At 68.3% G+C, this 23,479-nt stretch carries 24 protein-coding genes; 15 read left to right on the top strand and 9 right to left on the bottom strand.

What is annotated here, in order from left to right; translation table 11 throughout:
* Positions 1-113: 113 nt before the first annotated feature.
* Both Q0747_RS05090 and Q0747_RS05085 read right to left on the bottom strand, forming a co-directional pair.
* Positions 114-848, bottom strand: a complete 735-nt coding sequence (locus Q0747_RS05090; protein ID WP_298252223.1) for an IclR family transcriptional regulator — start codon at positions 846-848, stop codon at positions 114-116.
* Entirely contained in the window at positions 848-2,743 is a 1,896-nt protein-coding gene (locus Q0747_RS05085) for an FAD-binding monooxygenase (RefSeq protein ID WP_298252221.1), read from the bottom strand. The genes Q0747_RS05090 and Q0747_RS05085 overlap by 1 nt, the downstream gene beginning before the upstream one ends.
* 279 nt (positions 2,744-3,022) lie before the next feature.
* On the opposite strand from Q0747_RS05085, the gene Q0747_RS05080 reads away from it, so the two are divergent.
* The 6 genes from Q0747_RS05080 to Q0747_RS05055 are packed head-to-tail and all read left to right on the top strand — an operon-like array spanning position 3,023 to position 9,533.
* Positions 3,023-4,513, top strand: coding sequence for a fumarylacetoacetate hydrolase family protein (locus tag Q0747_RS05080; protein WP_298252219.1), 1,491 nt, complete (start codon positions 3,023-3,025; stop codon positions 4,511-4,513).
* A complete protein-coding gene (locus tag Q0747_RS05075; RefSeq protein WP_298252217.1) occupies positions 4,470-5,213 on the top strand; it encodes a GntR family transcriptional regulator in 744 nt (247 codons plus the stop codon). The genes Q0747_RS05080 and Q0747_RS05075 overlap by 44 nt, the downstream gene beginning before the upstream one ends.
* Positions 5,210-6,742 (top strand): 5-carboxymethyl-2-hydroxymuconate semialdehyde dehydrogenase, encoded by a 1,533-nt coding sequence (gene hpaE, locus Q0747_RS05070; RefSeq protein ID WP_298252215.1) that lies wholly within the window; start codon positions 5,210-5,212, stop codon positions 6,740-6,742. Before Q0747_RS05075 ends, hpaE begins: the two co-directional genes overlap by 4 nt.
* A gap of 59 nt (positions 6,743-6,801) precedes the next feature.
* Entirely contained in the window at positions 6,802-7,881 is a 1,080-nt protein-coding gene (hpaD, locus tag Q0747_RS05065) for a 3,4-dihydroxyphenylacetate 2,3-dioxygenase (RefSeq protein WP_298252213.1), read from the top strand.
* Positions 7,882-7,914: 33 nt separating this feature from the next.
* Positions 7,915-8,700, top strand: a complete 786-nt coding sequence (gene hpaH, locus Q0747_RS05060) for a 2-oxo-hept-4-ene-1,7-dioate hydratase (protein WP_298252211.1) — start codon at positions 7,915-7,917, stop codon at positions 8,698-8,700.
* On the top strand, positions 8,685-9,533 hold the full coding sequence (locus tag Q0747_RS05055) for an HpcH/HpaI aldolase/citrate lyase family protein (RefSeq protein ID WP_298252209.1): 849 nt from the start codon (positions 8,685-8,687) through the stop codon (positions 9,531-9,533). Before hpaH ends, Q0747_RS05055 begins: the two co-directional genes overlap by 16 nt.
* 27 nt (positions 9,534-9,560) lie before the next feature.
* Here Q0747_RS05055 and fmdA read toward each other — a convergent pair whose 3' ends face one another.
* Both fmdA and Q0747_RS05045 read right to left on the bottom strand, forming a co-directional pair.
* The gene (gene fmdA, locus Q0747_RS05050; protein WP_298252207.1) at positions 9,561-10,817 is read right to left on the bottom strand and encodes a formamidase; all 1,257 of its coding nucleotides are present in this window, start codon (positions 10,815-10,817) and stop codon (positions 9,561-9,563) included.
* Between the two features lie 48 nt (positions 10,818-10,865).
* Positions 10,866-11,150 (bottom strand): zinc ribbon domain-containing protein, encoded by a 285-nt coding sequence (locus Q0747_RS05045; RefSeq protein ID WP_298252205.1) that lies wholly within the window; start codon positions 11,148-11,150, stop codon positions 10,866-10,868.
* Positions 11,151-11,273: 123 nt separating this feature from the next.
* Here Q0747_RS05045 and Q0747_RS05040 point away from each other — a divergent pair, with 123 nt between their 5' ends.
* The 4 genes from Q0747_RS05040 (at position 11,274) to Q0747_RS05025 (ending at position 13,688) form a co-directional block, all read left to right on the top strand.
* Positions 11,274-11,924, top strand: a complete 651-nt coding sequence (locus Q0747_RS05040; protein ID WP_298252204.1) for a uracil-DNA glycosylase family protein — start codon at positions 11,274-11,276, stop codon at positions 11,922-11,924.
* Between the two features lie 202 nt (positions 11,925-12,126).
* The gene (locus tag Q0747_RS05035; protein ID WP_298252202.1) at positions 12,127-12,624 is read left to right on the top strand and encodes a hypothetical protein; all 498 of its coding nucleotides are present in this window, start codon (positions 12,127-12,129) and stop codon (positions 12,622-12,624) included.
* A gap of 68 nt (positions 12,625-12,692) precedes the next feature.
* Positions 12,693-13,067 carry a helix-turn-helix domain-containing protein gene (locus Q0747_RS05030; protein ID WP_298252200.1) on the top strand — a complete coding sequence of 125 codons (375 nt, stop codon included), beginning with the start codon at positions 12,693-12,695 and terminating at the stop codon, positions 13,065-13,067.
* 69 nt (positions 13,068-13,136) lie between these two features.
* A complete protein-coding gene (locus Q0747_RS05025; RefSeq protein WP_298252198.1) occupies positions 13,137-13,688 on the top strand; it encodes a DUF488 family protein in 552 nt (183 codons plus the stop codon).
* On the opposite strand, the gene Q0747_RS05020 is transcribed toward Q0747_RS05025, so the two are convergent.
* Positions 13,677-14,060, bottom strand: coding sequence for a DUF2256 and DUF3253 domain-containing protein (locus Q0747_RS05020; RefSeq protein WP_298252196.1), 384 nt, complete (start codon positions 14,058-14,060; stop codon positions 13,677-13,679). The genes Q0747_RS05025 and Q0747_RS05020 overlap by 12 nt on opposite strands.
* A gap of 126 nt (positions 14,061-14,186) precedes the next feature.
* Here Q0747_RS05020 and Q0747_RS05015 point away from each other — a divergent pair, with 126 nt between their 5' ends.
* On the top strand, positions 14,187-15,944 hold the full coding sequence (locus Q0747_RS05015) for an HNH endonuclease signature motif containing protein (RefSeq protein ID WP_298252194.1): 1,758 nt from the start codon (positions 14,187-14,189) through the stop codon (positions 15,942-15,944).
* Here Q0747_RS05015 and Q0747_RS05010 read toward each other — a convergent pair.
* Positions 15,895-17,133 (bottom strand): CdaR family transcriptional regulator, encoded by a 1,239-nt coding sequence (locus Q0747_RS05010; protein ID WP_298252192.1) that lies wholly within the window; start codon positions 17,131-17,133, stop codon positions 15,895-15,897. The genes Q0747_RS05015 and Q0747_RS05010 overlap by 50 nt on opposite strands.
* Before the next feature lie 264 nt (positions 17,134-17,397).
* Here Q0747_RS05010 and ald point away from each other — a divergent pair, with 264 nt between their 5' ends.
* The gene (gene ald / locus Q0747_RS05005) at positions 17,398-18,510 is read left to right on the top strand and encodes an alanine dehydrogenase (RefSeq protein WP_298252190.1); all 1,113 of its coding nucleotides are present in this window, start codon (positions 17,398-17,400) and stop codon (positions 18,508-18,510) included.
* 117 nt (positions 18,511-18,627) lie between these two features.
* The gene (locus tag Q0747_RS05000; protein WP_367277665.1) at positions 18,628-19,170 is read left to right on the top strand and encodes a hypothetical protein; all 543 of its coding nucleotides are present in this window, start codon (positions 18,628-18,630) and stop codon (positions 19,168-19,170) included.
* 58 nt (positions 19,171-19,228) lie between these two features.
* On the opposite strand, the gene Q0747_RS04995 is transcribed toward Q0747_RS05000, so the two are convergent.
* The 3 genes from Q0747_RS04995 to Q0747_RS04985 form a co-directional block, all read right to left on the bottom strand.
* Entirely contained in the window at positions 19,229-19,420 is a 192-nt protein-coding gene (locus Q0747_RS04995) for a hypothetical protein (protein WP_298252188.1), read from the bottom strand.
* Positions 19,420-20,427, bottom strand: coding sequence for a lantibiotic dehydratase C-terminal domain-containing protein (locus Q0747_RS04990; RefSeq protein WP_298252186.1), 1,008 nt, complete (start codon positions 20,425-20,427; stop codon positions 19,420-19,422). Before Q0747_RS04990 ends, Q0747_RS04995 begins: the two co-directional genes overlap by 1 nt.
* Before the next feature lie 82 nt (positions 20,428-20,509).
* Complete coding sequence (locus Q0747_RS04985) at positions 20,510-20,683, bottom strand: hypothetical protein (RefSeq protein ID WP_298252184.1); 174 nt, start codon at positions 20,681-20,683, stop codon at positions 20,510-20,512.
* A 369-nt stretch (positions 20,684-21,052) separates the two neighbouring features.
* Between Q0747_RS04985 and Q0747_RS04980 the strand changes: the two genes are divergently transcribed.
* Both Q0747_RS04980 and Q0747_RS04975 read left to right on the top strand, forming a co-directional pair.
* A complete protein-coding gene (locus Q0747_RS04980; RefSeq protein WP_298252182.1) occupies positions 21,053-22,021 on the top strand; it encodes a LuxR C-terminal-related transcriptional regulator in 969 nt (322 codons plus the stop codon).
* A 64-nt stretch (positions 22,022-22,085) separates the two neighbouring features.
* Positions 22,086-23,381, top strand: coding sequence for a PLP-dependent aminotransferase family protein (locus Q0747_RS04975; protein ID WP_298252180.1), 1,296 nt, complete (start codon positions 22,086-22,088; stop codon positions 23,379-23,381).
* The last annotated feature ends 98 nt before the right edge of the window (positions 23,382-23,479 follow it).

Raw genomic sequence — 23,479 nt, 5'->3', positions numbered from 1 at the left:
CAGCCCGTCGGTGGTCGGTGCCCCAAACATTACCGAACGATCGTTCATTCGGTAATGCCATGGCGAATTGTGTTCTGATTGTGACGTGCAGCACGGTAGGTGTGCTGTATGTCCTAGAGAAGCGTCTCGACGGCGCAGGCCGTCCGCGCGACCTGCCGCCCCAGACCGGCCTCGTCGAGATCGCTCCGCACATAGACGACGGCGAGCGCAGCGGGCAGGTGTCCCGGCACCAGGATCGGCGCGGCGACCGAGCTGACGCCGGGTATCACCTCGTCGTGGCTCACCGCGTAGCCCGTCGCCGCGGCCGCACGCGCTTCCTCGCGGAACAGCTCACCGGGCGCGAGCTGCCCCCACTGCGCTTCCCCGAGCGCCGCCTGGATGGCGATGCCGGGGGCGCCGGCGTCGAACCTGTGCCGCGATCCGGGCCGCTGCACGATCGTCCCCTCACCGTGCGGCGGTTCTACGGCGACGAGCGTGATGCAGTGCCGGCGGTCCCAGACAGCGATGAAGGCCGTCATCCGCAGCTCCGCGGCGAGTGCCGTGAGCTCCGGCAGGGCGGCCGACTGCAGATCGCGGGAGACCCCTCGCGCCAGCGTCGCCATGCCCGGACCGATCCGGAATCCACCGGCCGAGTCCTTCAGCACCAGGCCGTGATCCTCGAGCGTACGGATGATGCGGTAGGCGATGGAACGGTGCACCCCGAGCGCCCCGGCGAGCTCCGCGATCGTCATGGCGCCGGCGGTGTCCGCCAGGATCTCCAGGACGCGGATGCCCCGCGACAACGTCTGGCTCGGCGGTGCCCCGCCCGTCGTCCGGGGAACCGTCTCCGTGCCGGTCGACCGCTCCATCAGCGGGCCGGGACCGGCGCAAGGACACCGGCGAAGAACTGCCCGAGCTCCGCCGTCGCGCGCAGTGGCAGGACCGCGGCCACGTACTGGTCGGGACGCACGACGACGACGACGCCCGTGCGGTCGATGCCGCGCAGCTCGAAGATGTCGGCTTCCGGATCCGCGGCGTACACCTTCTCGTAGTCCGTGAGACCGAACGGGCCGACGGCCGGCTTGAACTCCCCCGGCACCTGACCGATGTCCACACCGACATGGTCCTGCTGGTAGATCACCTTCACGTCGAACCAGGCATCGCGGTCCAGGCCCTCCGGTGTCGCTGCCAGGGGCGACTCGGCGGCGGAGCCGATCCACTGCGCGAAGTCGGTCACCCCGGATGCCGCTCCGGGCCCGGCCTCGTCGGCGAAGACGTAGATGCGCCACCGCCCGTCCGCCGTCGCGTGGTGCCCGAGGTGGAGGGGAACGCCGTCGCACACGCGCACCACGGGCGCCGACTTGAAGCGCTTGCCGAGCGGGAAGCCCGTCGCGAGACCCTGGTGGGCGTCATCGGCGACGAGCATGGACGGCTCGTACTGCGTCATGAAGCCGGCGGGGAACTCGGCTGTGCGCACGTAGAAGTCCTCGAGCTCGGATGGGTCCTCGAACTCCTCCGGGCGCTTGGCCATGAGCGTGGACCACTGCCTGTCGAAGTCGATGAGATTTTTCGCGACCACCTGGCGTTCCTGCGAGTAGGTCGCCAGGAGCGCCTCGGGGCTGCGCCCCTCGAGCACGTGGCCCAGTTTCCAGCCGATGTTGAAACCGTCCTGCATCGACACGTTCATGCCCTGGCCGGCCTTGGCGCTGTGCGTGTGGCAGGCGTCGCCGGTGATGAAGACGCGCGGGGTGCGCCTGCCGACGTCCTCGGGGCGGACGTCGTCGAACCTGTTCGTCAGCCGGTGCCCCACCTCGTAGACGCTGTGCCAGGCGACGTCGCGCACATCGAGTGTGTACGGGCTCAGGATGGAGTTCGCCTTCGCGATGATCTGGTCGATGCTGGTGGACCTTACCGCTCCACGGTCATCGGCCGGGGTCTCGCCGAGATCCACGTACATGCGGAACAGGTGGCCGCCCTCCCTCGGGATAAGGAGGATGCTGCCGCCGTTGCCGGACTGGATGGCACATTTGCGCCGGATGTCGGGGAAGTCGGTCACGGCCACGATGTCCATCACGCCCCAGGCATGATTGGCGTGGTCGCCCTCCATGGTGCAGCCGATGGCCTGGCGTACGCCGCTCCGCGCGCCGTCGGCGCCCACCACGTACTTGGCACGCACCACACGCTGCTGCCCCTCGCGCTCGCCCCCGGTCGCGGTGAGGGTGACGGACACCGGGTACTCGGTGTCGTCGTCGACCTCCAGACCGGCGAACTCGAAGCCGTAGTCGGGCTCCATGCGGGTGGGCGCGTTCCTCATGTACTCCGCGAAGTAGTCGAGCACGCGGGCCTGGTTGACGATCAGGTGGGGGAACTCGCTGATGCCGGCCGGGTCGTCGACCGGGCGGGCGGTACGGATGATGCGGGAGGAGTCGTCGGGATCGGGCTTCCAGAAGGCCATCTCGACGATGCGGTACGCCTCGTCGGTGATGCGCTGCGCGAAGCCGAAGGCCTGGAAGGTCTCGACGCTGCGGGCCTGGATGCCGTCCGCCTGACCGATGGCCAGGCGCCCCGGCCTGCGCTCGACGATCCGGGTGGTGATGCCGGGGAACTGTGAGAGCTGCGCCGCGGCGATCATGCCGGCCGGGCCGGTCCCGATGATCAGGACGTCGACGACGTCGGGAAGTTCCTGCGGCCGGTCGACGCCGACGCCCGCCACCGGCTGGATCCGGGGATCACCGGAAACATATCCGTGATGGTGGAATTGCATGCGCTGTCCTCACGTCGTCGTGGTCAAGGCTCGGCCTGAATCGTGCGGCCTGAATGGTGCGGATTGGATGGTGCCGCTCGAGCGGTGCGGCCCGCATCGAGTGGCTCGCAGTTCGATAATCGAACGGAGCGTTCTACTATCGCTCCGCAAGCGTAGGTGATCGGGGACACACGGGCAAGGGTGCCTGATGCGGATATGAAGGCAACGCCTGGACCCTTGACGGGATGCGGAATGCTTCCTACACTTCATATACGATTTTGTACTCGATGAGGAGCATGCGTGGAACAGCTGGATCATGCAACCCTGCAGGCGACCCGCAAGGTCATCGCCGTGCACATCAACTACCCGAGCCGCGCCGCCCAGCGCGGCCGCACACCGGCCCAGCCCTCCTACTTCCTCAAGCCACCCTCCTCGCTCGCCCTCTCGGGGGCGACCGTCGAGCGCCCAGTGGGGTGCGAGCTGCTCGGCTTCGAGGGTGAGATCGCCCTGGTGATCGGGACACCGGGCCGGCGGATGGATCCTGCGGACGCCTGGCGGCACGTCGCGTGGGTCACCGCGAGCAACGATCTCGGCGTCTACGACCTCCGGTACGCGGACAAGGGCTCGAACCTGCGCTCGAAGGGCGGCGACGGCTTCACCCCGGTGGGCCCCGGTCTCATCCCCGCGGACTCCGTGGATCCCGCCCGACTCCGCATCCGCACCTGGCACAACGGCGAGGTGGTCCAGGACGACACGACCGAGGATCTGCTCTTCCCCTTCTCCCGGCTGCTCGCGGACCTGTCCCAGCTGCTGACGCTCGAGCAGGGCGACATCATCCTCACCGGGACACCGGCCGGCGCGTCGGTCGCCCGCCCCGGCGACACGATCGAGATCGAGGTCACCGATACCGGCGGTACGGTCTCGACCGGCCGCCTGTCCACCCGCGTGGTCGAGGGCCGGACGCCGCTCGCGGAGTTCGGTGCGCAGCCGAAGGCCGACGACGCCCAGCGCGAGGAAGCCTACGGGTCCCGCGAGGCCGCCGGCCTGCCGGCGTCCACCCGCGGGCTCGGCGCCGAGCTGAAGGCGAAGCTCGAGCAGGTCGCCACCGCCACCCTGTCCTCCCAGCTGCGCAAGCGCGGCCTGAACAACGTCAGCATCGACGGGCTGCAGGCCACCCGGCCCGAGCACCGCGTCGTCGGGATCGCCAGGACCCTCCGCTACGTCCCCAACCGGGAGGACCTGTTCAAGACCCACGGCGGCGGTTTCAACGCGCAGAAGCGCGCCATCGACACCGTGGGCGAGGGCGAGATCCTCGTCATGGAGGCCCGCGGGGAGAAGGGTACCGGGACCATCGGGGACATCCTGGCCCTGCGGGCGCAGGTCCGCGGAGCTGCCGCGATCATCACCGACGGCGGGGTCCGGGACTACGCCGCAGTGGCGGCCATGGAGATCCCCACCTGGTTCGCGAACCCGCACCCGGCCGTCCTCGGCAGGAAGCACGTGCCCTGGGACACCGATCTCACCATCGCGTGCGGCGGGACCACCGTGCAGCCCGGGGACATCATCGTGGCCGACGCCGACGGCATCCTCGTGATCCCCCCGGCACTCGCGGAGAGTGTGGCCGACGACGCCCTCGCCCAGGAACGCGAGGAGGTGTTCATCGCGCAGATGGTCTCCGAGGGGCACGGCGTGGACGGCCTCTACCCGATGAACGCACAGTGGCGGGCCCGGTACGAGGAACGCCAGCATGAGGAACAGCAGAGGCACGACGCCGGGAGGACGGGTGGGTAGCACCGCGACGGGAACCGGCAGCAAATCGGAGCAGGCCTACGCCGCTGTGAAGGCGAGGATCGTCGACGGCAGCTACTCCCCCGGGTACCGCCTGGTCCTCGGGAGGATCGCCGACGACCTGGGGGTGAGCGTGGTCCCCGTCCGCGAGGCCATCAGGCGCCTCGAGGCCGAGGGTCTGGTGAGCTTCGAGCGCAACGTCGGCGCCACGGTCGCCGGCATCGATCCCACCGAGTACCTCTACACGATGCAGACGCTCAGCATCCTCGAGGGCGCGGCGACAGCGCTCTCCTCCCCCCTGATCGGCGCTGCGGACATCGCCCGGGCCCGCGCCGTGAACGAACAGATGCGTGCCTGCCTCGAGGACTTCGACCCGGTGCGGTTCACACGGCTCAACCGGGACTTCCACGGGATCCTGTTCGAGAACTGCCCGAACCCGCACATCCTGGATCTCGTCCACCGGGGCTGGGACCGCCTCGCCTCCCTGCGCGCCTCGACCTTCCGCTTCGTCCCGGGACGGGCCCGAGAGTCCGTCCGGGAACACGACGCGCTGCTCGAACTCATCGCCTCGGGAGCCGCGGCCGACGACGTCGAGCGTGCCGCCCGCCTCCACCGCAGCACCACCCTCGACGCCTATCTCGCCCTCACCGGCACAGATCCCACTGCTGACCACAGTGCAGACCCCAGCAAGGAGACACCATGACCACCTCGCCCGACACCCGCACGCACTACGTCCCCGAGGACCTGCCCACGCATCTCCAGCACTACATCGACGGCGAGTTCGTCGACTCGGTCGGCGGTGCCACGTTCGAGGTCCTCGACCCGGTGTCCAACACCACCTACGCCACCGCGGCCGCGGGCCGGCAGGAGGACATCGACGCCGCCGTCGCCGCAGCGCGCGAGGCGTTCACCAACGGACCCTGGCCCCGCATGAAACCACGTGAGCGGGCGCGCGTGCTGAACCGGATCGCCGACGCCGTCGAGGCCCAGGAGTCCCGCCTCGCCGAACTCGAGACCTTCGACACCGGGCTGCCGATCACCCAGTCCCGCGGCCAGGCGCTCCGCGCGGCCGAGAACTTCCGCTTCTTCGCCGATCTCATCGTGGCCCAGTTCGACGACGCCATGAAGGTTCCCGGAGCACAGATCAACTACGTGAACCGCAAGCCGATCGGCGTGGCCGGGCTCATCACGCCGTGGAACACGCCGTTCATGCTCGAGTCGTGGAAGCTCGCACCGGCGCTCGCCACGGGCAACACCGTGGTCCTCAAGCCCGCCGAGTTCACCCCGCTCTCGGCGTCGCTATGGGCGAGGATCTTCAGGGACGCCGGGCTGCCCCACGGCGTGTTCAACCTGGTCAACGGGCTCGGCGAGGAGGCCGGGGACGCCCTCGTGAAGCACCCGGACGTGCCATTGATCTCCTTCACCGGTGAGACGACCACGGGCCAGACCATCTTCCGGAACGCCGCGGAGAGCCTGAAGGGCCTGTCGATGGAGCTCGGCGGCAAGTCGCCCTGCGTGGTCTTCGCGGACGCCGACCTCGACGCCGCGATCGACTCCGCGCTCTTCGGCGTCTTCTCCCTCAACGGCGAGCGCTGCACGGCAGGCTCCCGCATCCTCGTGGAACGCTCCGTCTACGCCGAGTTCTGCGAGAAGTTCGCGGCGCGGGCCAAGACGATCGTCGTCGGCGACCCGCACGATCCGCTCACCGAGGTGGGCGCCCTGGTCCACCCCGAACACTTCGAGAAGGTGGCCTCCTACGTGGAGATCGGGAAGACCGAGGGGACGCTGCTGGCCGGCGGCGGACGCCCGGACCACCTGCCGCACGGCAACTACATCGCACCCACGGTCTTCGCCGACGTGTCCCCCGACGCACGCATCTTCCAGGAGGAGATCTTCGGCCCCGTCGTCGCCCTCACCCCGTTCGACACCGACGCCGAAGCCCTGGAGCTGGCCAACAACACGAAGTACGGGCTCGCCGCGTACATCTGGACGAACGACCTGACCCGCGCCCACACCTTCGCGCAGAGCGTGGAGGCCGGGATGGTGTGGCTCAACAGCCACAACGTCCGCGATCTGCGCACCCCGTTCGGCGGGGTGAAGGCCTCGGGACTCGGCCACGAGGGCGGCTACCGGTCCATCGACTTCTACACCGACCAGCAGGCCGTGCACATCACGCTCGGTACCGTCCACACCCCGAAGTTCGGTGCCACGGACCCCGCCGCCACCGCCTGACCCATCCGTCCGCTGAACCCGTTCACCTGATCCCGTTCGCTCGACGAGGAGAGAATCCCATGGCCCACCGCATCCCCACGCCCTCCGTCCCCGCACCGGATATCGTCCGCTGCGCCTACATGGAGATCGTGGTCACCGATCTGGCCCGCTCCCGGGCCTTCTACGTGGACGTGCTCGGCCTGCACGTGACGGAGGAGGACGACGAGGCGATCCACCTGCGCTCCCTCGAGGAGTTCATCCACCACAACCTGGTGCTGCGCAAGGGTCCGGTGGCCGCCGTCGCCGCATTCGCCTACCGTGTGCGGTCCCCCGAGGAGGTGGACGCCGCGGAGGCGTACTACCGGGAACTGGGCTGCAGGACCGAGCGCCGGGCGGAGGGCTTCACGAAGGGTGTGGGCGACTCGGTCCGCGTGGAGGACCCGCTGGGCTTCCCGTACGAGTTCTTCTACGACGTGGAGCACGTGGAACGCCTCACCCAGCGCTACGATCTCTACTCCGCCGGGGAACTGGTGCGCCTCGACCACTTCAACCAGGTCACGCCCGACGTACCGCGGGGCCGGGCGTATCTGGAGGACCTGGGTTTCCGCGTGTCGGAGGACATCCAGGACTCCGACGGTGTCACGTACGCGGTCTGGATGCACCGCAAGCAGACGGTCCACGACACCGCCCTGACCGGCGGCGACGGCCCGCGCATGCACCACGTCGCGTTCGCCACCCACGAGAAGCACAACATCATCCAGATCTGCGACAAGATGGGCGCGCTGCGGATCAGCGACCGCATCGAACGTGGGCCGGGGCGCCATGGCGTCTCGAACGCGTTCTACCTGTACATCCTGGATCCGGACGATCACCGCATCGAGATCTACTGCCAGGACTACTACACGGGCGACCCCGACAACCCGACCATCACGTGGGACGTGCACGACAACCAGCGCCGCGACTGGTGGGGCAACCCGGTCGTACCGTCCTGGTACACCGAGGCCTCGCTCGTGCTCGATCTCGACGGCAACCCGCAATCCGTCACCGAACGCGACGAGCGCAGCGAGATGGCGGTCACCGTGGGAGCCGACGGCTTCTCCTACACGAGGAACGACGACGACGGCTCGCCCGAGGGCTTCAAGCTCGGCACCCAGCTCTGACACTCCCCGCCCCGACCGGTCAAGGACACCCCCATGCTCGATCAGCACACCATCAGCCGGATCGCCGACGAACTGCTCGACGCCGCCCGCACGCACACCCCCGTCCCCCTGCTCACCGCCCGCTACCCGGACATGACCGTGGAGGACTCCTACGCCGTCCAGCGCCTCTGGCGCACGCGGAACGAGGAGGCGGGCCGCACGCTCGTGGGTCGGAAGATCGGTCTGACCTCCCGGGCCATGCAGGAGGCCACGGGCATCACCGAGCCCGACTACGGTGCCATCTTCGACGACATGGTCCTCGAGACCGGGGCCTCGGTGGGCTGGCACCGCTACACCCGCCCGCGCGTCGAGGTGGAGCTCGCGTTCGTACTCAGCCGCGACCTCACCGGGCCGGGCTGCACGCTCGTGGACGTCCTCAACGCGACGGATTACGTGATGCCTGCGCTGGAGATCCTCGATTCACGGATCGAGATGGAGGGCCGCACCATCGTGGACACTATCGCCGACAACGCGGCCATGGGCGCGATGGTGCTGGGTGGGCGCCCGGTACGGCCCGACGCCGTCGATCTGCGCTGGATCTCCGCCATCCTGTACAAGAACCAGACGGTGGAGGAGACCGGTGTCGCTGCCGGTGTCCTGGACCACCCGGCGGCCGGCGTGCACTGGCTCGCCAACAAGATCGCCGCCCACGGGGACGGATTGAAAGCCGGCGACACCATCCTCGCCGGGTCCTTCACCCGGCCGCTGTGGGTGGGCCAGGGCGACACCATCCACGCCGACTACGGACCCCTCGGAGCCGTGACATGCCACTTCCACTAGAAGAGAGCTTCCGCGAGGCACTGGGCTCGGCGGACCGGCCGCTCGCCGGCATGTGGGTCTGCTCCGCCAGCCCCCTCGTGGCCGAGATCTGCGCCGGCGCCGGGCTCGACTGGCTGCTCGTCGACGCCGAGCACAGCCCCAACGGTCTCGAGTCGATCCTCGCCCAGCTCCAGGCGGTGCACGGCTACCCGGTGCAGGTCCTCGTGCGGCCGCCGGTCAACGACACGGTCCTCATCAAGCAGTACCTGGACCTGGGCGTGCAGAATCTGCTGGTGCCGATGGTCCACTCCGTGACCGACGCCGAGGCCGCCGTCGCCGCGACCCGCTATCCACCGGCCGGTGTCCGCGGGGTGGGCTCCGCACTGGCCCGGGCTGCCCGGTGGAACAGGGCGCCCGACTATCTCGCCGCCGCCGCCTCCACCATCAGCGTCACGGTGCAGATCGAGTCGACCGAGGCCGTCGCAGCGGTGGAGGACATCCTCGCGGTCGACGGCGTTGACGCGATCTTCGTGGGTCCCTCCGATCTCGCGGCGTCCATGGGCCTGCTGGGACAGCAGGAGCACGACGACGTACGGGCCGCCGTCGTGCACTGCCTCGCGGCCGCGGACCGTGCCGGGAAACCGGCGGGTGTCAATGCCTTCTCCCCTGCCACGGCGAACGGCTATCTCGACGCCGGCGCCCGGTTCATCCTCGTGGGTGCCGACGTCGCACTGCTGGCCCGCGGATCCGAGGCCCTGGCCGCAGCCTTCGTCCCGCCGCCGGGCGATGACCCGTCCGGCAGTGGAACGTCGGACGGCGGCAGGTCGGACAGCAGCACCACGGCGAGTTACTGACCGTCCGGGCATCGGCGCGCCCGTCCGTCAGCCGTTCGCGGCCCGCGGCGCTCCGATCCCCGGGTCGATCTGCACGGGTCCGGCGGCGGAGGGGCGGATGTCGAAGTCGAACATCGCCGTCGGCAGGTACACGGTGGAGCAGGAGTTCGGGATGTCCACCACGCCCGAGAGCCGGCCCTCGATGGGCGCCGCACCCAGCAGCAGATAGGCCTGCTCCGGGGCGTACCCGAACTTGGTGAGGTAGTCGATGGCGTGGAGGCAGGCCCGCTGGTAGGACAGGTGCGAGTCCAGGTAGCGCTGCTCGCCCTCGAGCGTCACGGACGTCCCGGAGAACGCGAGCCACTCGCTGAACTGCGGCTCCACCCGGCCGGGCATGAAGATGGCGTTCTCCGTGACCCCGTACGTCTCCATCCCGCCGGGGATCACGTCCACGGCCAGGTCGATGAATCCGCCCATCTCGATGCCGCCGCAGAAGGTGATCTCGCCGTCGCCCTGGGAGAAGTGCAGATCGCCGACGGAGAAGTTGGCGCCGTCCACGTAGACGGGGTAGAAGATGCGGGTGCCCTTGGACAGATTCTTGATGTCCTGATTCCCGCCGTTCTCGCGCGGTGGGGCGGTGCGGCCGGCCTCCGATCCGACACGCTCCCACTGGTCCCGCGGGAGGCCACCGAGAATGGCGTGCTCCGCCTCGGGAGGCAGGGCCAGCGGCGGTACACGGTGGGGGTCCGTGGCGATGAGGTCACCCTCGCGCTTGTTCCACTTGGCCAGGAGCTCCGCGGACGGAGCGGTCCCCATCAGGCCGGGATGGATGATCCCCTCGAACGCCACACCGGGCACGTGCCGGGAGGTGGCGACCTGCCCCTTGAAGTCCCAGACGGCCTTGTACGCATCGGGGAACTGATCGGTGAGGAAACTTCCGCCGTTGTTCTTCGAGAAGATGCCCGTGTAGCCCCAGCCCTGGCCGGCGAGCGGACCCGAATCCTCCTGCGGGATCGGTCCCACGTCCAGGATGTCGACCACGAGGAGGTCGCCGGGCTTGGCTCCCTCGACGGCGAACGGTCCGCTGAGGGTGTGCACCGTGAGGAGGGGCGCGTCGAGGATGTCCTGCGCGGAGTCGTCGTTGTGGATGGCGCCGTCGAACCACTCCCGGCAGTCCACGCGGAACGAGTCGCCGCGCTTAACCGTCGCGACGGGAGGGATCTCGGGGTGCCAGCGATTGTGGCCGAGCTTCTCCTGGTCCTTGAACGCCTTGGTGGAATCGAGTGAGAAGAGCTGTTCCGGCATGATGTCTCCTTGGCTGTCGACTGCGCGTACGGGTCTGCCCACCCGGCCCTACGGCCGGGGAAGTTTTCGGTGGAGGGGGTTCGACGTCGTGGGTGTGGGCGAGCGCGTACCGGGGTTGGTGGACGCCACCACCTCGGGTTCGTGGGCGCTGCGCTGCGTGGACTCGAGCAGTCCGAACGCCGAGCTGCCCGCGATGGACAGTCGCGGGGACGGTATCCGGCGGCGTGAGGTCTCCCCGCAGACCGGACACGCCACGTGGTCCGGTCGGTCGGCCATCGCGAAGGAGGCCTCGGTCCCGTGCCCCGCGGAGCACCGGAAGTCGTACAGCGGCATCGGTCTTCCTCCGTCGTCGGAGAAGTAGCTGCGGGCGCGTGCCCCGTCGGGAGCAACGTGCCTCAAACCTAGGGAGGCGTTCGGGGAAGGTCAAGGGATGGGCCGTAATCGTAGAATGGGCCGGTGGAATCCAGCAGCGTTCCGGCATCCTCATCAGGGCAGCGCGTAGCTCCGCTGGACACCTTCGACGCCGTCAGATACGCCCTGACCCATGACGAGGCCAATCGACCGATGCGCGAGAAGGGCTGGGAGCCGCTGTACACGGCGTCGGCCGACGCACGGATCGCGGTGATCGGCCAGGCACCCGGGATCAGGGCTCAGTCCAGCGGTATCCCGTGGGACGACGCCAGTGGCAGGACGCTCATCGAGTGGCTCGGCGTGACGGAGGAGCAGTTCCGCTCGCCGAATCTGTTCGCCTTCCTCGGCATGGACTTCTACTACCCGGGGAGGGGCCGGAGCGGTGATCTCCCGCCCCGGAAGGGCTTCGCGGCGACATGGCATCCGCCGCTGCTCGCGCTGATGCCCCGGATAGAGCTCGTCCTCCTGATCGGCCGCTACGCCCAGCTGCACTATCTGCCGGCCGGCCGCCATGGGACGCTGACCGACAATGTGCGAGACCACCGGAAGTTCGCTCCGCCCTGGTTCCCGCTGGTTCACCCGTCGCCGCTGAACTTCCGGTGGCAGACGAGGAATCCGTGGTTCGTGACCGAGGTCCTGCCCGAGCTGAAAGCCCGGGTCGGCACCGCCGTCGGGCACGCCGCCGCGGAGGAGTGAGCACCTCCGGACCGGGCGTTCCCCTCACCCATAGGTGGGGCAGGTAACGGTGTCATCTCGGTTCACCGGACACCATCGAGATCGCGCATGGGTGCTGATTGCTTCGTTGACCTCAGTGGCTTCCGGCAGAAGAACGACTCGTCCAGGGCATGCGCTGATCCAGCGCGGATGATCGACGACCAACGAGCTGAAGGGTGACGACATGCGGCTCGGGCAATCGGCGCTGATCGTGGGAGTAGCTGCAGTCCTGACCGGTGTCGCCGGTTGTAGCAGTGCGTCCGACGACGTCACGGGCCGGGCGCACACGGCTCCGGCACAGGAGCCACCATCCGGAAGCAGTATCGCCGCGTTGACCCGAGAGCCTACTGCGGAGGATCAGCTACCGGGATTCGTCACGGAAATCGCGGTGGGTAACGGCATCGGAGACCTCGACGCCGACTCGGTCCGGAAGGTCGAAGAGCACGACGGCGTGACGTACTACCTGGGAGTGTTGAACGACGGCCGATCGGCCTGTGTCTACTCGATCACGAGCGACAACTTCTTGGGAGGATGCAGCGCCGGCCCGGGCCGGGTGATCACGAACAAACCGGGTGCCGATTCGGGCCTGGTGTCGGTGACCCTGGTGACGGACGGATACTCCACCGACCTGCTGGAGCAGAAAGGCTGGACCAGGATTCATCGGAACATCCTGGTCCACTGAGCCCGAAACGGAAGCGCCCCCAAGTCCTGGGGCGGCGCCGGACCGCGTTCGGCTGGCACAATGTTGACATGACGGCCAGGCCACCTCGCACCGCCGCGGCGCTGCCGCCCGACCAGGCGTCCAGGCTGCGCTCAGCGCTCACCGAGAGCGCCGACGTCACCGTCTTCGTGAACGGCACCGCCCACCGCCTGCCCGACGAAACCCGGGACGCCGTCGTCGACCTCCTCGCACGCCTGGCCGACGGCGACACCGCCGAGGTGTCCTCCGTGGCCGAGCTGCTCACCACCTCCCAGGCCGCCGATCTCGCCGGCATCTCGAACAGTTATCTCCGCAAGCTCACCGACGCCGGCACCCTCGCCGTGGAGTACCGCGGATCCCACCGGCGCATCCGGAGGGTCGACGTCGAACACTGGATCAGCACGCAGATAAGCCGTCGGCAGTAGACCCGTCGACCGGGTCCGGAGGGTCCGCCACCGTCGGCTCCTCCGGATCACGGCGCATAGGGTGGAGCCGTGGAGGACACGGAACACACGCTGATGACGGTGGGGCACGGCACCGCCTCGCAGGAGGCTTTCGCCGACCTGCTGCAGGAGGCCGGGGTGCGGGCGCTGGTCGATGTACGCATCGGCCCCGGCAGCCGCAAATTCCCCCACTTCGGCAAGGACTCCCTGGACCAGTGGCTGCCGGCGGCCGGGATCGCCTACCGCTGGGAGAAGGACCTCGGCGGGTTCCGTAAGCTGCTGCCCGATTCCCCGGACGTGGTGCTGCGCAACGAGTCCTTCCGCGCCTACGCCGGGTACATGAGATCCGGGGAGTTCACAACGGCGTTGGCGGAGCTCCTGGTCCAGGCTAGGGAGACGCGGACGGTGATCATGTGCAGCGAGACCGTCTGGTGGCGCTGCCATCGCCGCCTCATCGCCGACAACGCCGCTCTGCTGCACGGCGTCGCCGTCGAGCACCTCATGCCGGGTGGGAAGCTCTCCCTCCACCCGCCGACGCAGGGCGTCAGGGTTGCCGGGGAGGAACTCGTGTACGACGTGCAGCCGCAGCCCTCAGCGGGGTAGGCGGAGGGACACCGGGCCCCTGGCCGTCGACGGATCGACGACGACTCCGCGCTGGACCATCTCCGCCAGTCCGCGGCTGACGAGCCGGCGCGCAGCATTCCGGGCCGGCTCACGCAGTGCTGACACATCCGCCCCCAGGGCCTGGGCAGCATCTGCCGGGTCCACCGTCCCACCTCGCGGGCTGCTGGTCAGCCGCGCGAGCAGCCACGCCTCCAGCTCGGCGTCGATGGACCGCACCTTCCGCGCGCGGCACGCATCGCTGCAGTAGGCGATCGAATCCCAGTTCCGCTCCCACTTCTTCCGCCACTCGATGCGGCGTCCGCAGGAGCGGCAGTCCTTCGTCCCGTGTGAACCGGAGTCGGTGGAGTGCATCGGTCGAGCATAGCTGCGGTCGGGGCAAGGGGGCTCGACAGAACTGTGGACAAGTTCCTCCCCACTTGTACTCCACAGAGCCCGCGCACAGTCGCCATTAGTACACGTGTTCGATAAAATTGCTTTATGACCATCGAGATGCTGGAGACCCGCACGGAGGACACCTTCCTTCTGCAGGGCCTGCACGCGGCCCTGCTCACCGCCGCACAGCAGTTCGAATCGAGGTACCTCCTGCTGGATCAGCAGGAGGCGGCAGCAACCCTGGTCATGGTCGAACGGTGTTCCCACCTGATCGACCACCTCCAGACGCTGGCTGCCCGCGCTGCCGAGCACCACCAGCTCGCGGCCATGGACGGCCAGGAACACCACGGCAGCACAGCGGAGTACCTGCGGGCGAGCATCGGCATCAGCCGCTCCGAGGCGAACCGTCGGTTGAGGCTGGGGCAGGATCTCCTGCCCGACGCCCCCGGTCCGGGCGCATCGGTTGAGCCCCGCCTGGCTACCCTTGCCGCCGCAGCGAGTACCGGCGAGATCAGCAGTCGGGCTGCCACCGTGATTCGGGATGCCGTGCACCGGGTCGCCACGGTCGCGACCCGCCCGCAGGTGCAGGCCATGGAGGAGCACCTGACACGCCAGGCGGTCGAGTCCGACGAGGACATTCTGCGGGTCCTTGCGCGACGGTGGGAGAGCGTCATCGATCAGGACGGCCGGGAACCGACGGAGAAGACGCTGAGAGCCCGGCAGGGACTCTTCCTCCGCGGGAAGCGACACGGCCTTCACCTCATGGAGATCGGCGCCACCGACGAACAGTTCGAGCACCTTGTCACCGTCATGAATACCGCGACCAACCCCCGTGCCGGCGGCACGACTCCGGCCGTTGCCCGGACGGAGTGCGAAGAGCGATCGAGGGAATCTGCGGACCGGCGTGGGCACGAACCGACGGGCGCCGGGAACGCGCCCCCACCCGAGCGTCCCACCCGTGCTCAGGAACTTCTCGACGGGTTGGTCTCGGCCTGCCGGATCGCGCTCGCCGGCGACGGACTTCCTACGACCGGAGGCCACAGACCCCAGGTGATGGTGACCATCAACTATCGCGACCTCCTCAGCGAGCTGGGCCATGACGGCCACTCCGTCTTCGCGCAGCAAGTGAGCGCCCGAAGCATCCGGCGGATCGCCTGCGACGCCGACATCCTGCCCCTCGTGCTCGGCGGCCAGGGCCGGATCCTCGATGTCGGGCGAGCCCAGCGCCTCTTTCCACCTCACCTGCGGCGGGCGCTCGTCGCACGTGACAGGGGCTGCGCCTTCCCCGACTGCACCATGCCTGCTACCTGGTGCGAAGCCCACCATATCGTTCCCTGGGCGGCAGGCGGGGTCACCAGCATCGACGACGGCGTACTGCTCTGCTCACGGCATCACCACCTGATCCATGACGGACAGTGGTCGGTCGAATCGCTCCGGGGTGTCCCGTGGTTCAGGCCACCGACGTACCTCGACCCTGGCCGGACCCCCAGACGCAACCTCTACTGGCAGGTGGAAGAGGCCGTCCACGAGCAACTCGCACGCTGTGACATCGGTGGTGCTGTGCCATGTGCTGTCGCTCCACCCGGTTCGCCGGCAGGTGCTGTCGGACGCGCTGACGCCCGCAGTAGTCAGGTGTTCATCGGTGGCCGTGTGCGCGCGGGGCGGGACTCAGGGCAGGGCCCGGGACGGGGCCCCGCACTGGAAGGCGCGGGTGCGACGGGACCGGTTGGGCGGGAACCGGACGGGCCATTGGAAGACGAGACACCGGAAGACAAGACGCCGGAAGACAAGACCGGGCCGGACCACACCACCGCTACCCGGGATGGTCCACGTGGGGCCGCGATCGCCATCGCCGGGCCTTGAGCGCCAGGTGCAGTTCGAGCCGGGTGGCACCGCCGAGTGGATCGACGCCGATGATCGCCCGGATCCGCGCCAGCCGGTTGTACACGGTGCTGCGGTGCAGATGCAGCTGCTCCGCGACATCCTGCACCGAGCCGTTCTTGTCGTAGAGCAGCTCGAGGACCGGCACGAGCTCGTCGAGCCGATCGACACGGCACAACTCGGTGAAGCGACCACTGGCCGGCATCGGTGGCGGACCCGTCAGCGCACCGAGGAACTGGTAGACGCCGATCCCCGCATAGGAGACGACACTGCCCAGGCCCGCGTCCACCGCGGCCGCCTGGACGGCGTGCAGTGCCTGCTCGAAGCCGCCGGACAGACCACGTGCAGCAGGGACGGGTTCGCTCAGGCCGAGAACCAGTCGTTCCGGAGGACGTCCGGCACGCTTCCCCACCTCCGAGCGGTAGCGCTCGAGGACCTGCGCCAGCACCCCGCGGGTGATGTCGCCGGCGCACAGCAGTACCGAACAGCTCGGAGCACCGGCGCTGAACAGGACATCGCGCACACCGACCGTCGCGTGCAGTGCGAGTGTGCGCTGCAGGAGAGCCGCCTCGCCCGGATCCTGGGTATCAGGGCGGTCGGGCGGTGTCGCCGGGGCCAGTTCCCTGATCACCGCCACACGCCAGGGCAGGCCGTCGTCGAACTCACGCCAGCCATGCAGGTCGTCGACGGCGGACGAGCGGCCACGGCACGCCCCGAGGAAGACCTCCTCACGCCGCACTCTGCGCTCCGACACCGCCGTGTCCGTCTCGAGGAGGAGTTCGGCGAGACGATCGGTCGTCCGCCTGATCCTCGGCAGTTCCGTGAGGATCCCCGCCGCGGGATCATCGTCCGACTGCTGCTGCACCCACAGGTAGCCGACCCTGAAACCCCGGACGAGCAGCGGCACACAGACACGCTCCCGCATACCGAGTGCCTCGTTGGAGGGGACGACGACGGGCCGGACCGCCTGTGCAATACCGTGCCGGAGCTGCCATTCGGCCACGTCCTCGGGCACCTTCTTGCTGAGCAGGAAGTTCACCCGTACGCGGTCCGCCGAGGACTGATGGCTGCTGTAGGCGAGCAGCACACCATCGGGATCCTCGAGGGACAGGCCCCTCCCGAGCTCCTGCGCGAGAGTCTCCACCACGTCCTCGACCGCCTGGTCCCTCATCCCCTCAGCGTAGATGGGAAGGACTTCGTGGACCACATCTGTTGCGTCTAGGTTCGACATCTGTCGAGGTAGTTCATCGCCGATGTCCGGTGGAGATGCAGCGCATGGCAGCCTGGAGCGCGTTGTGGCGCGGATTACATCCTGGCCTGCCGATCGGCGGAGGGAACAGCCCCGGGAACCCGGTGGATCGGCAGCGCCGTCGTGACCCCGCACTCCCTATCCTTGAGGCATCCCGTCCGCCCGATCACACCCAGGGAGAACCTCATGATCATCGGCGTCCCCAAAGAAGTGAAGAACAACGAGTTCCGTGTCGCGATCACCGCATCCGGCGTGCACGAGTTCAACGCACATGGCCACACCGTCCTGGTGGAACGCGGCGCGGGCGTGGGATCCACCATCTCCGACGCCGAGTACGAGGCCGCGGGAGCGGAACTCGTGGAGACGGCGGAGGAGGTCTGGGAGCGCGCCGACATGGTCATGAAGGTCAAGGAGCCCCTCGCCTCGGAGTACCACCTGTTCCGCGAGGGCCTGATCCTCTTCACGTATCTGCATCTTGCCGCCGAACCGGAGCTGACCCATGCGCTGCTCGAGGCGGGCGTCACGGCCATCGCCTACGAGACCGTGCAGGACGGTCGGGTCCTGCCGCTGCTGGCGCCCATGTCGGAGGTCGCCGGTCGTCTCTCGGTGCAGGTCGGCGCGAATGTCATGTCCGCTCCCGCAGGTGGGCCCGGCCTGCTCCTCGGGGGTGTCGCCGGGGTCCGTCCGGCGAAGGTCGTGGTCCTCGGAGCGGGTGTGGCCGGCACCAACGCGACGGCGATGGCCGTCGGCACCGGCGCCGATGTGACCATCCTCGACATCAACGTCGCACGCCTGCGCGAGCTCGATGCCCTCTACGCGGGGCGTGTGAAGACCGTGGCCTCGAACTCCCTCGAGGTCGAGAAGTCGGTGCTCGAGGCTGATCTCGTGATCGGCTCGGTCCTGATCCCCGGTGCACGCGCACCGAAGCTCGTGACCAATGACATGGTGTCCCGCATGAAGCCGGGCAGCGTGCTCGTGGATATCGCCGTGGACCAGGGCGGATGCTTCGAGGACTCCCATGTCACCACGCACGAGGATCCCACGTTCACCGTGCACCAGTCCCTGTTCTACTGCGTGGGGAACATGCCCGGCGCCGTACCCAACACCTCGACCTACGCGCTGACGAATGTCACCCTCCGCTACGCCGTCGCGCTCGCGGACAAGGGCGTGCACGGGGCCTTCGAGGCCGACGCCGCCCTGGCGCGTGGTCTGAATGTGGCGGCGGGCAAGGTGACGCATCACTCCGTCTCCACCGCGCACGACCTGGAACTGTCGGAGGATTGGACGGCACTCGTCTAGAAGAACGATTGCGCCGCTGCGTCGGGGCCTCCACCGGGTGATCCGCATGAGGCCCGCCCACATGCTGGTGCTACAGGGAGGCCGGACCCTTGCTCGTGGTCCCCGGAGGGAGTCGCCGTGAATCTGGTCCTCGCGATCATCATCGCCTGCGAGATCGGTTTCTGGGTTCTCATCGTCGCCGGACTGATCGTCCGGTACGTCCTCGGCAGACGACGCACAGGACTTGTCCTGCTGGCGCTGACGCCGCTCGTCGACCTCATCCTGCTGGTCGCCACGGTCCTGGATCTTCGCTCCGGGGCCACTGCAGGCACCGCCCACGGACTTGCAGCCGTCTATCTCGGCATCTCGATCGCCTACGGGCGCAAGATGATCGGCTGGGCGGACATCCGCTTCGCCCACCATTTCGCCGACGGCCCGCGGCCGACGCGGCTCTATGGCGTGTCCTACGCGAGGGAGTGCTGGAAGGACGTGGTGCGGACGGTGGCGGCGGCGCTGATCGCCGCAGGGTTCCTCTACCTGCTCATCGCCCTCGTGGACGATCCCGGCGGAACCGCAGCCCTCGCCGGGTTCTATCCGATCCTCGGTCTCATTGTCCTGATCGACCTCGTCTGGGCCATCGGTTACACGCTGTGGCCCCGCCGGCAGCCGTCGCAGGTGTGATCATAACGACGAGAGATGCCCGGGGGCGGGTCTCCGTGCCAGATCTCAGTGCCGGATCTCAGTGCCAGAGCTGGTCGGCCCACGCGGCGTCACGTAGATAGTCCTGCGCCGCGCCGATCTCCCAGAGCTCACCCTGCAACTCGAGGACGCCGTCGTTCCGTAACAGCTCCACCGTCTCCGACGAACATCCCAGGGCTTCGGAGAGTGCCTTCTCGCCGAGGGCGAGGACAACCGTGTTCCTGTCGTTCATCACTCGGCCCTTCGCTCGGCGGTGTCGGAGGAGCGACGCCGGGCGACAGCCGGACCTCGACTCAGCGTCACATGCGGCGTCCAGGATCGTGCGTAGAGGCCGAGGGGCGCCTCCTCAGCGGCGCTGATGCCCAGTCGGTTGAGCATCATGTGGGCCTGGTAGACGGTCAGATGGAGCGCGCTGCGGCTCACGCACACACGGTTGGCCCGGTGCAGGTACGAGTCGAGCGCCTGGTACCAGCGACGCCGCCACCTCTGCACCATGAGCTCGGACGCCTCTGCGTCCATGAGGGAATGGAAGCCCGCGGCTTTCGTGGACACATGTGCGGTCATCGCCGTGCGGACATCCGCAGCGTGCACCCCTGTATCGGCGGTGCACGTCCTCAGATGGCTGTCCCAGTAGTGCTCCCAGGGAATACGACGGTCGACCCAGCGCTCTGCATGTGGTCCGGACGTCATACTCCGGGCGGCATCGAACAGGAGTATCGCGGCGAAGGCGGACCGGCTCTGCGGACGGGGGAATCTCTGTGCGGCCCAGATGGCGAGCTCCGAGCCGAACTCGAAGACCTCCTCGGCAAGGCCCAGACCCTCGACGCCGCCATACCTCACCAGATTCGCCTCCAGTTGGGGATCGGCCATGTGCTGACCTCCCGCGTAGTAGGTGTCGCCGGCCGGCGGCGTGAAGTACTGGCGGGCATTGAGGAGAGCGCGGGCAGGACCAGGACCCGCCCGATGTTCCTGCTGGAAGCTCCGAAGTCGTGCCAGCACCCGCGGGTGTGCCTGGACGCTGAGGACGACGTCGCTGCCGGCGCCCGATGTCATGGCCCTGGAGCGGGTGAAGTACCAGCGTTTCGCTCCGTACTTCTGTGCCTGCGCCACCAGCGGGGTAATCAGCTCTTCAATGATGCCGTCCGCTGCATCGAAGTCGCCCGCGGACAGGGACACATGCCACCACTGAGAGCTGACGACCGTCCGAGAGGCGGTTCGGGCGGCGATCACCTGGCTCATGGCTGCATCCTTCACGGGCTCTGACTACTCCCGCTGGGGCGGGCTCTGGGCGGGAGACCGGGCTCTGTGCCGGTGCTCCCTTTTACTTGGGCCAGTCCCAACTGCTGACCGACCCACTGTCGGAGACGACCTTGCCACCCAGCACGGAGAGGCTCTCGAGCCGATGTTCACGTGGTGAGCCGAAGGTTCCTCCTACCAGCACCACAGCTCCCGCCACGATCAACAGGCCCGCGGTTGCAGCGAGTACCTTCTTCATGACGGCTCCTTCCATCTCTGGCGTCCGGGAGGTTCGAGCTGTGGGTAACGCGTTCCCGCGATACCCCGACCCACCAGGGGTCCTGGTGCATCACCGGTGACCGGCTCCACAAGGATGTCGGTCGGCAGCAGCCGGTGTCCAGCGGTAGAAATGTCCGGTTGCGGACATGACGCGAAACGGACCTTCCGGCCTGATGGTCAGGCGTTCTGCCCTGATTTCCAGAGCCGAAAACAGCGAGAATGCAGCCTTTGCCGCGCAATTCTGCGCGCCCGATTGCCACCGGCCCCGTTCTGTCATTAACTGGACAAGCCCGGGAAATGCACTGCTACCGAAGCCGCTGCAACACCGGCGACGAGAACAGGACCGCCCATGCTGGACGCCATGTCGCTGGAGGTCTACCGCTACGCCGTCGGCCACCCCGGCTGGACACGCTCGGATGCGTCCGAGGCGCTGGGCCTGACACTGCGTCGCATCGACGATGCGATCGGTGAACTCTCGGCCCGCAAGCTGCTCAGCGCCCGGGCCGGTGACTCCGGTGGCCTGATCGCCGTGTCCCCCGATGTTGCGCTCGCTGATCTGGTCGATGCTGACGAACGCGCCCTGCAGGAACTCAAGACCCGCATCAGCGGTCAGCGCCGCGAGATGTCGAGTCTGCTCCCCTCCTTCCTGGAGGCCCGCAAGAGCGTCCTCGCGAGCACCTCGGTCGAGACCCTCGAGGATCCCCACCTCATCCATCGGGTCCTGATCGACTACGGCCGGGATGTCACGGAGAAGGTCTACATAGCGCAGCCGGGCCAGGGATCGACGGCAGACGTCCACGAGGAGAGCGTGCGCAAGGATCTCGAGCTCCTGGAGAACGGGGTACGGCGAAGAACCCTCTATGACACGAGCACCCGCGACCACGTTCCCACCCGCAAGGCCGTCGAGGCCATCGCGGCCGGAGGTGGTGAGTTCGGCGTCCTCCCCTTCATCCCCCTGCGCATCCTCATCTTCGACGAGAAACTGGCCCTGCTCGGTCGGCAGCAGACCCGCAACGACAAAGCGGCCCTGGTGGTGCGTGACCCCAGTCTGATCACCATCTTCATCCATCTCTTCGAGGTCGCGTGGGAGCTCAGCGAGTCCTTCCTCGCACCGGAGCGGGTCGAGTCGCCCCTGAACAGCCTGCAGCGCTCCATCCTCCAGGGGCTGTCCAACGGCCTGTCCGACGAGTCGATCGCCCGCCGCCTGGACATCAATGTGAGGACCTGCCGGCGGCACATCGCCTTCATGCTCGAGACACTCGGCGCGGACAGTCGCTTCCAGGCCGGGCTGAAGGCGAGGGAAGCCGGCTGGGTGTGACACGCACGAGGACCACCGGGCAACACCTGTTGCCCATCGGTGAACCCGCGCCTAGACTCTGGGCGTGACGACCTCCCGCGAATCCTCCACCGACATCCTGCCTGCCGAGACCGAGGCGGCACTCGGCCGTGCCGCGGAGTCTGCCGCCCGACACGACCGGCTCTTCTCGCGGCGGGCGGCCAACATCAAGCAGTCCGCGGTGCGGGACGTCTTCGACATCTCCATCCGGCCCGGACTCGTCTCGCTCGCAGGTGGGAGTCCCTATCTGAGATCGCTCCCCCTCGAGGATCTCGGGCGGACCGCGCAGACGATCATCGCCGAGCACGGCCTCGAGGCGCTGCAGTACGGCGGCGGACAGGGCATGGAGGAGCTGCGCACCCTCGTCTGCGAGGTGATGGCGGCCGAGGGGATCCTGGGCGCCGTCCCCGAGGACATCGTCATCACCACCGGCTCCCAGTCCGCACAGGACGTCGCTGCCAAGGTCTTCTGCGATCCGGGCGACGTGATCCTCTGCGAGGACCCCACCTACGTGGGTGCCCTCAACACCTTCGAGGCGTACGAGGTCGACGTCGTGAGTATCGCGATGGACGAGAACGGTCTGGTTCCCGACGAACTGGAACGAACCATCGGCGAACTGGAGGCGCAGGGGCGCGCCATCAAGCTGCTGTACACGATTCCGAGCTTCAACAACCCCAGCGGCGTCACGCTGGCCGCCGATCGCCGTCAGCGTGTGGTGGACATCTGCCGCGACCACGGCATCCTGGTCCTCGAGGACAATCCTTACGGCATGCTGCGCTTCGACGGCGAGCCGCTCACACCCATGCGCGCCGACAACCCGGACGACGTCATCTACCTCGGCTCCTTCTCGAAGATCTTCGCGCCGGGGGTGCGGCTCGGATGGGCCCTGGTGCCCAAGCACCTGTACCGCCGCTTCTACCTCGCCTGCGAGGCCGTGGTCCTCTGCCCGTCACCCCTGACGCAGATGCTCGTGAGCGCCTATCTGACCGATTACGACTGGCAGGGGCACCTGCGGTCCATGCGGGGGCTGTACCAGGAGCGCTGCGAGGCGATGCTCGGTGCGCTGGCCGAGGAGTTCCCGGACGGTGTCCACTGGACCACCCCGGACGGCGGATTCTTCGTCTGGGTGACCCTCCCGGAGGGCATCGACACCTACCCGCTCCTGTACACCGCGATCGACGCCGGTGTGGTCTTCATCCCGGGCGCAGCCTTCACACCGTCGGACGAGCCGTCCAACAAGCTACGCCTCGCGTTCAGCGCCGTGACGCCGGAGGACATCGTGGAGGGCGTGCGACGCCTGGCGCCGATCCTCCGCGCCGCGATCAGCGAGCTCAAGGCGTAGGCTCAGCGGGCGTCAGGACGCCGGCGCAGGACATCGTGGAGGGCGTGCGACGCCTGGCGCCGATCCTCCGCGCCGCGATCAGCGAGCTCAAGGCGTAG

This window comes from uncultured Arthrobacter sp. (assembly GCF_947493765.1).
GTDB lineage: Bacteria > Actinomycetota > Actinomycetes > Actinomycetales > Micrococcaceae > Arthrobacter_D.
The sequence above is the reverse complement of the archived record's forward strand: the minus strand, read 5'-3'. Positions and strand labels throughout refer to the sequence as shown.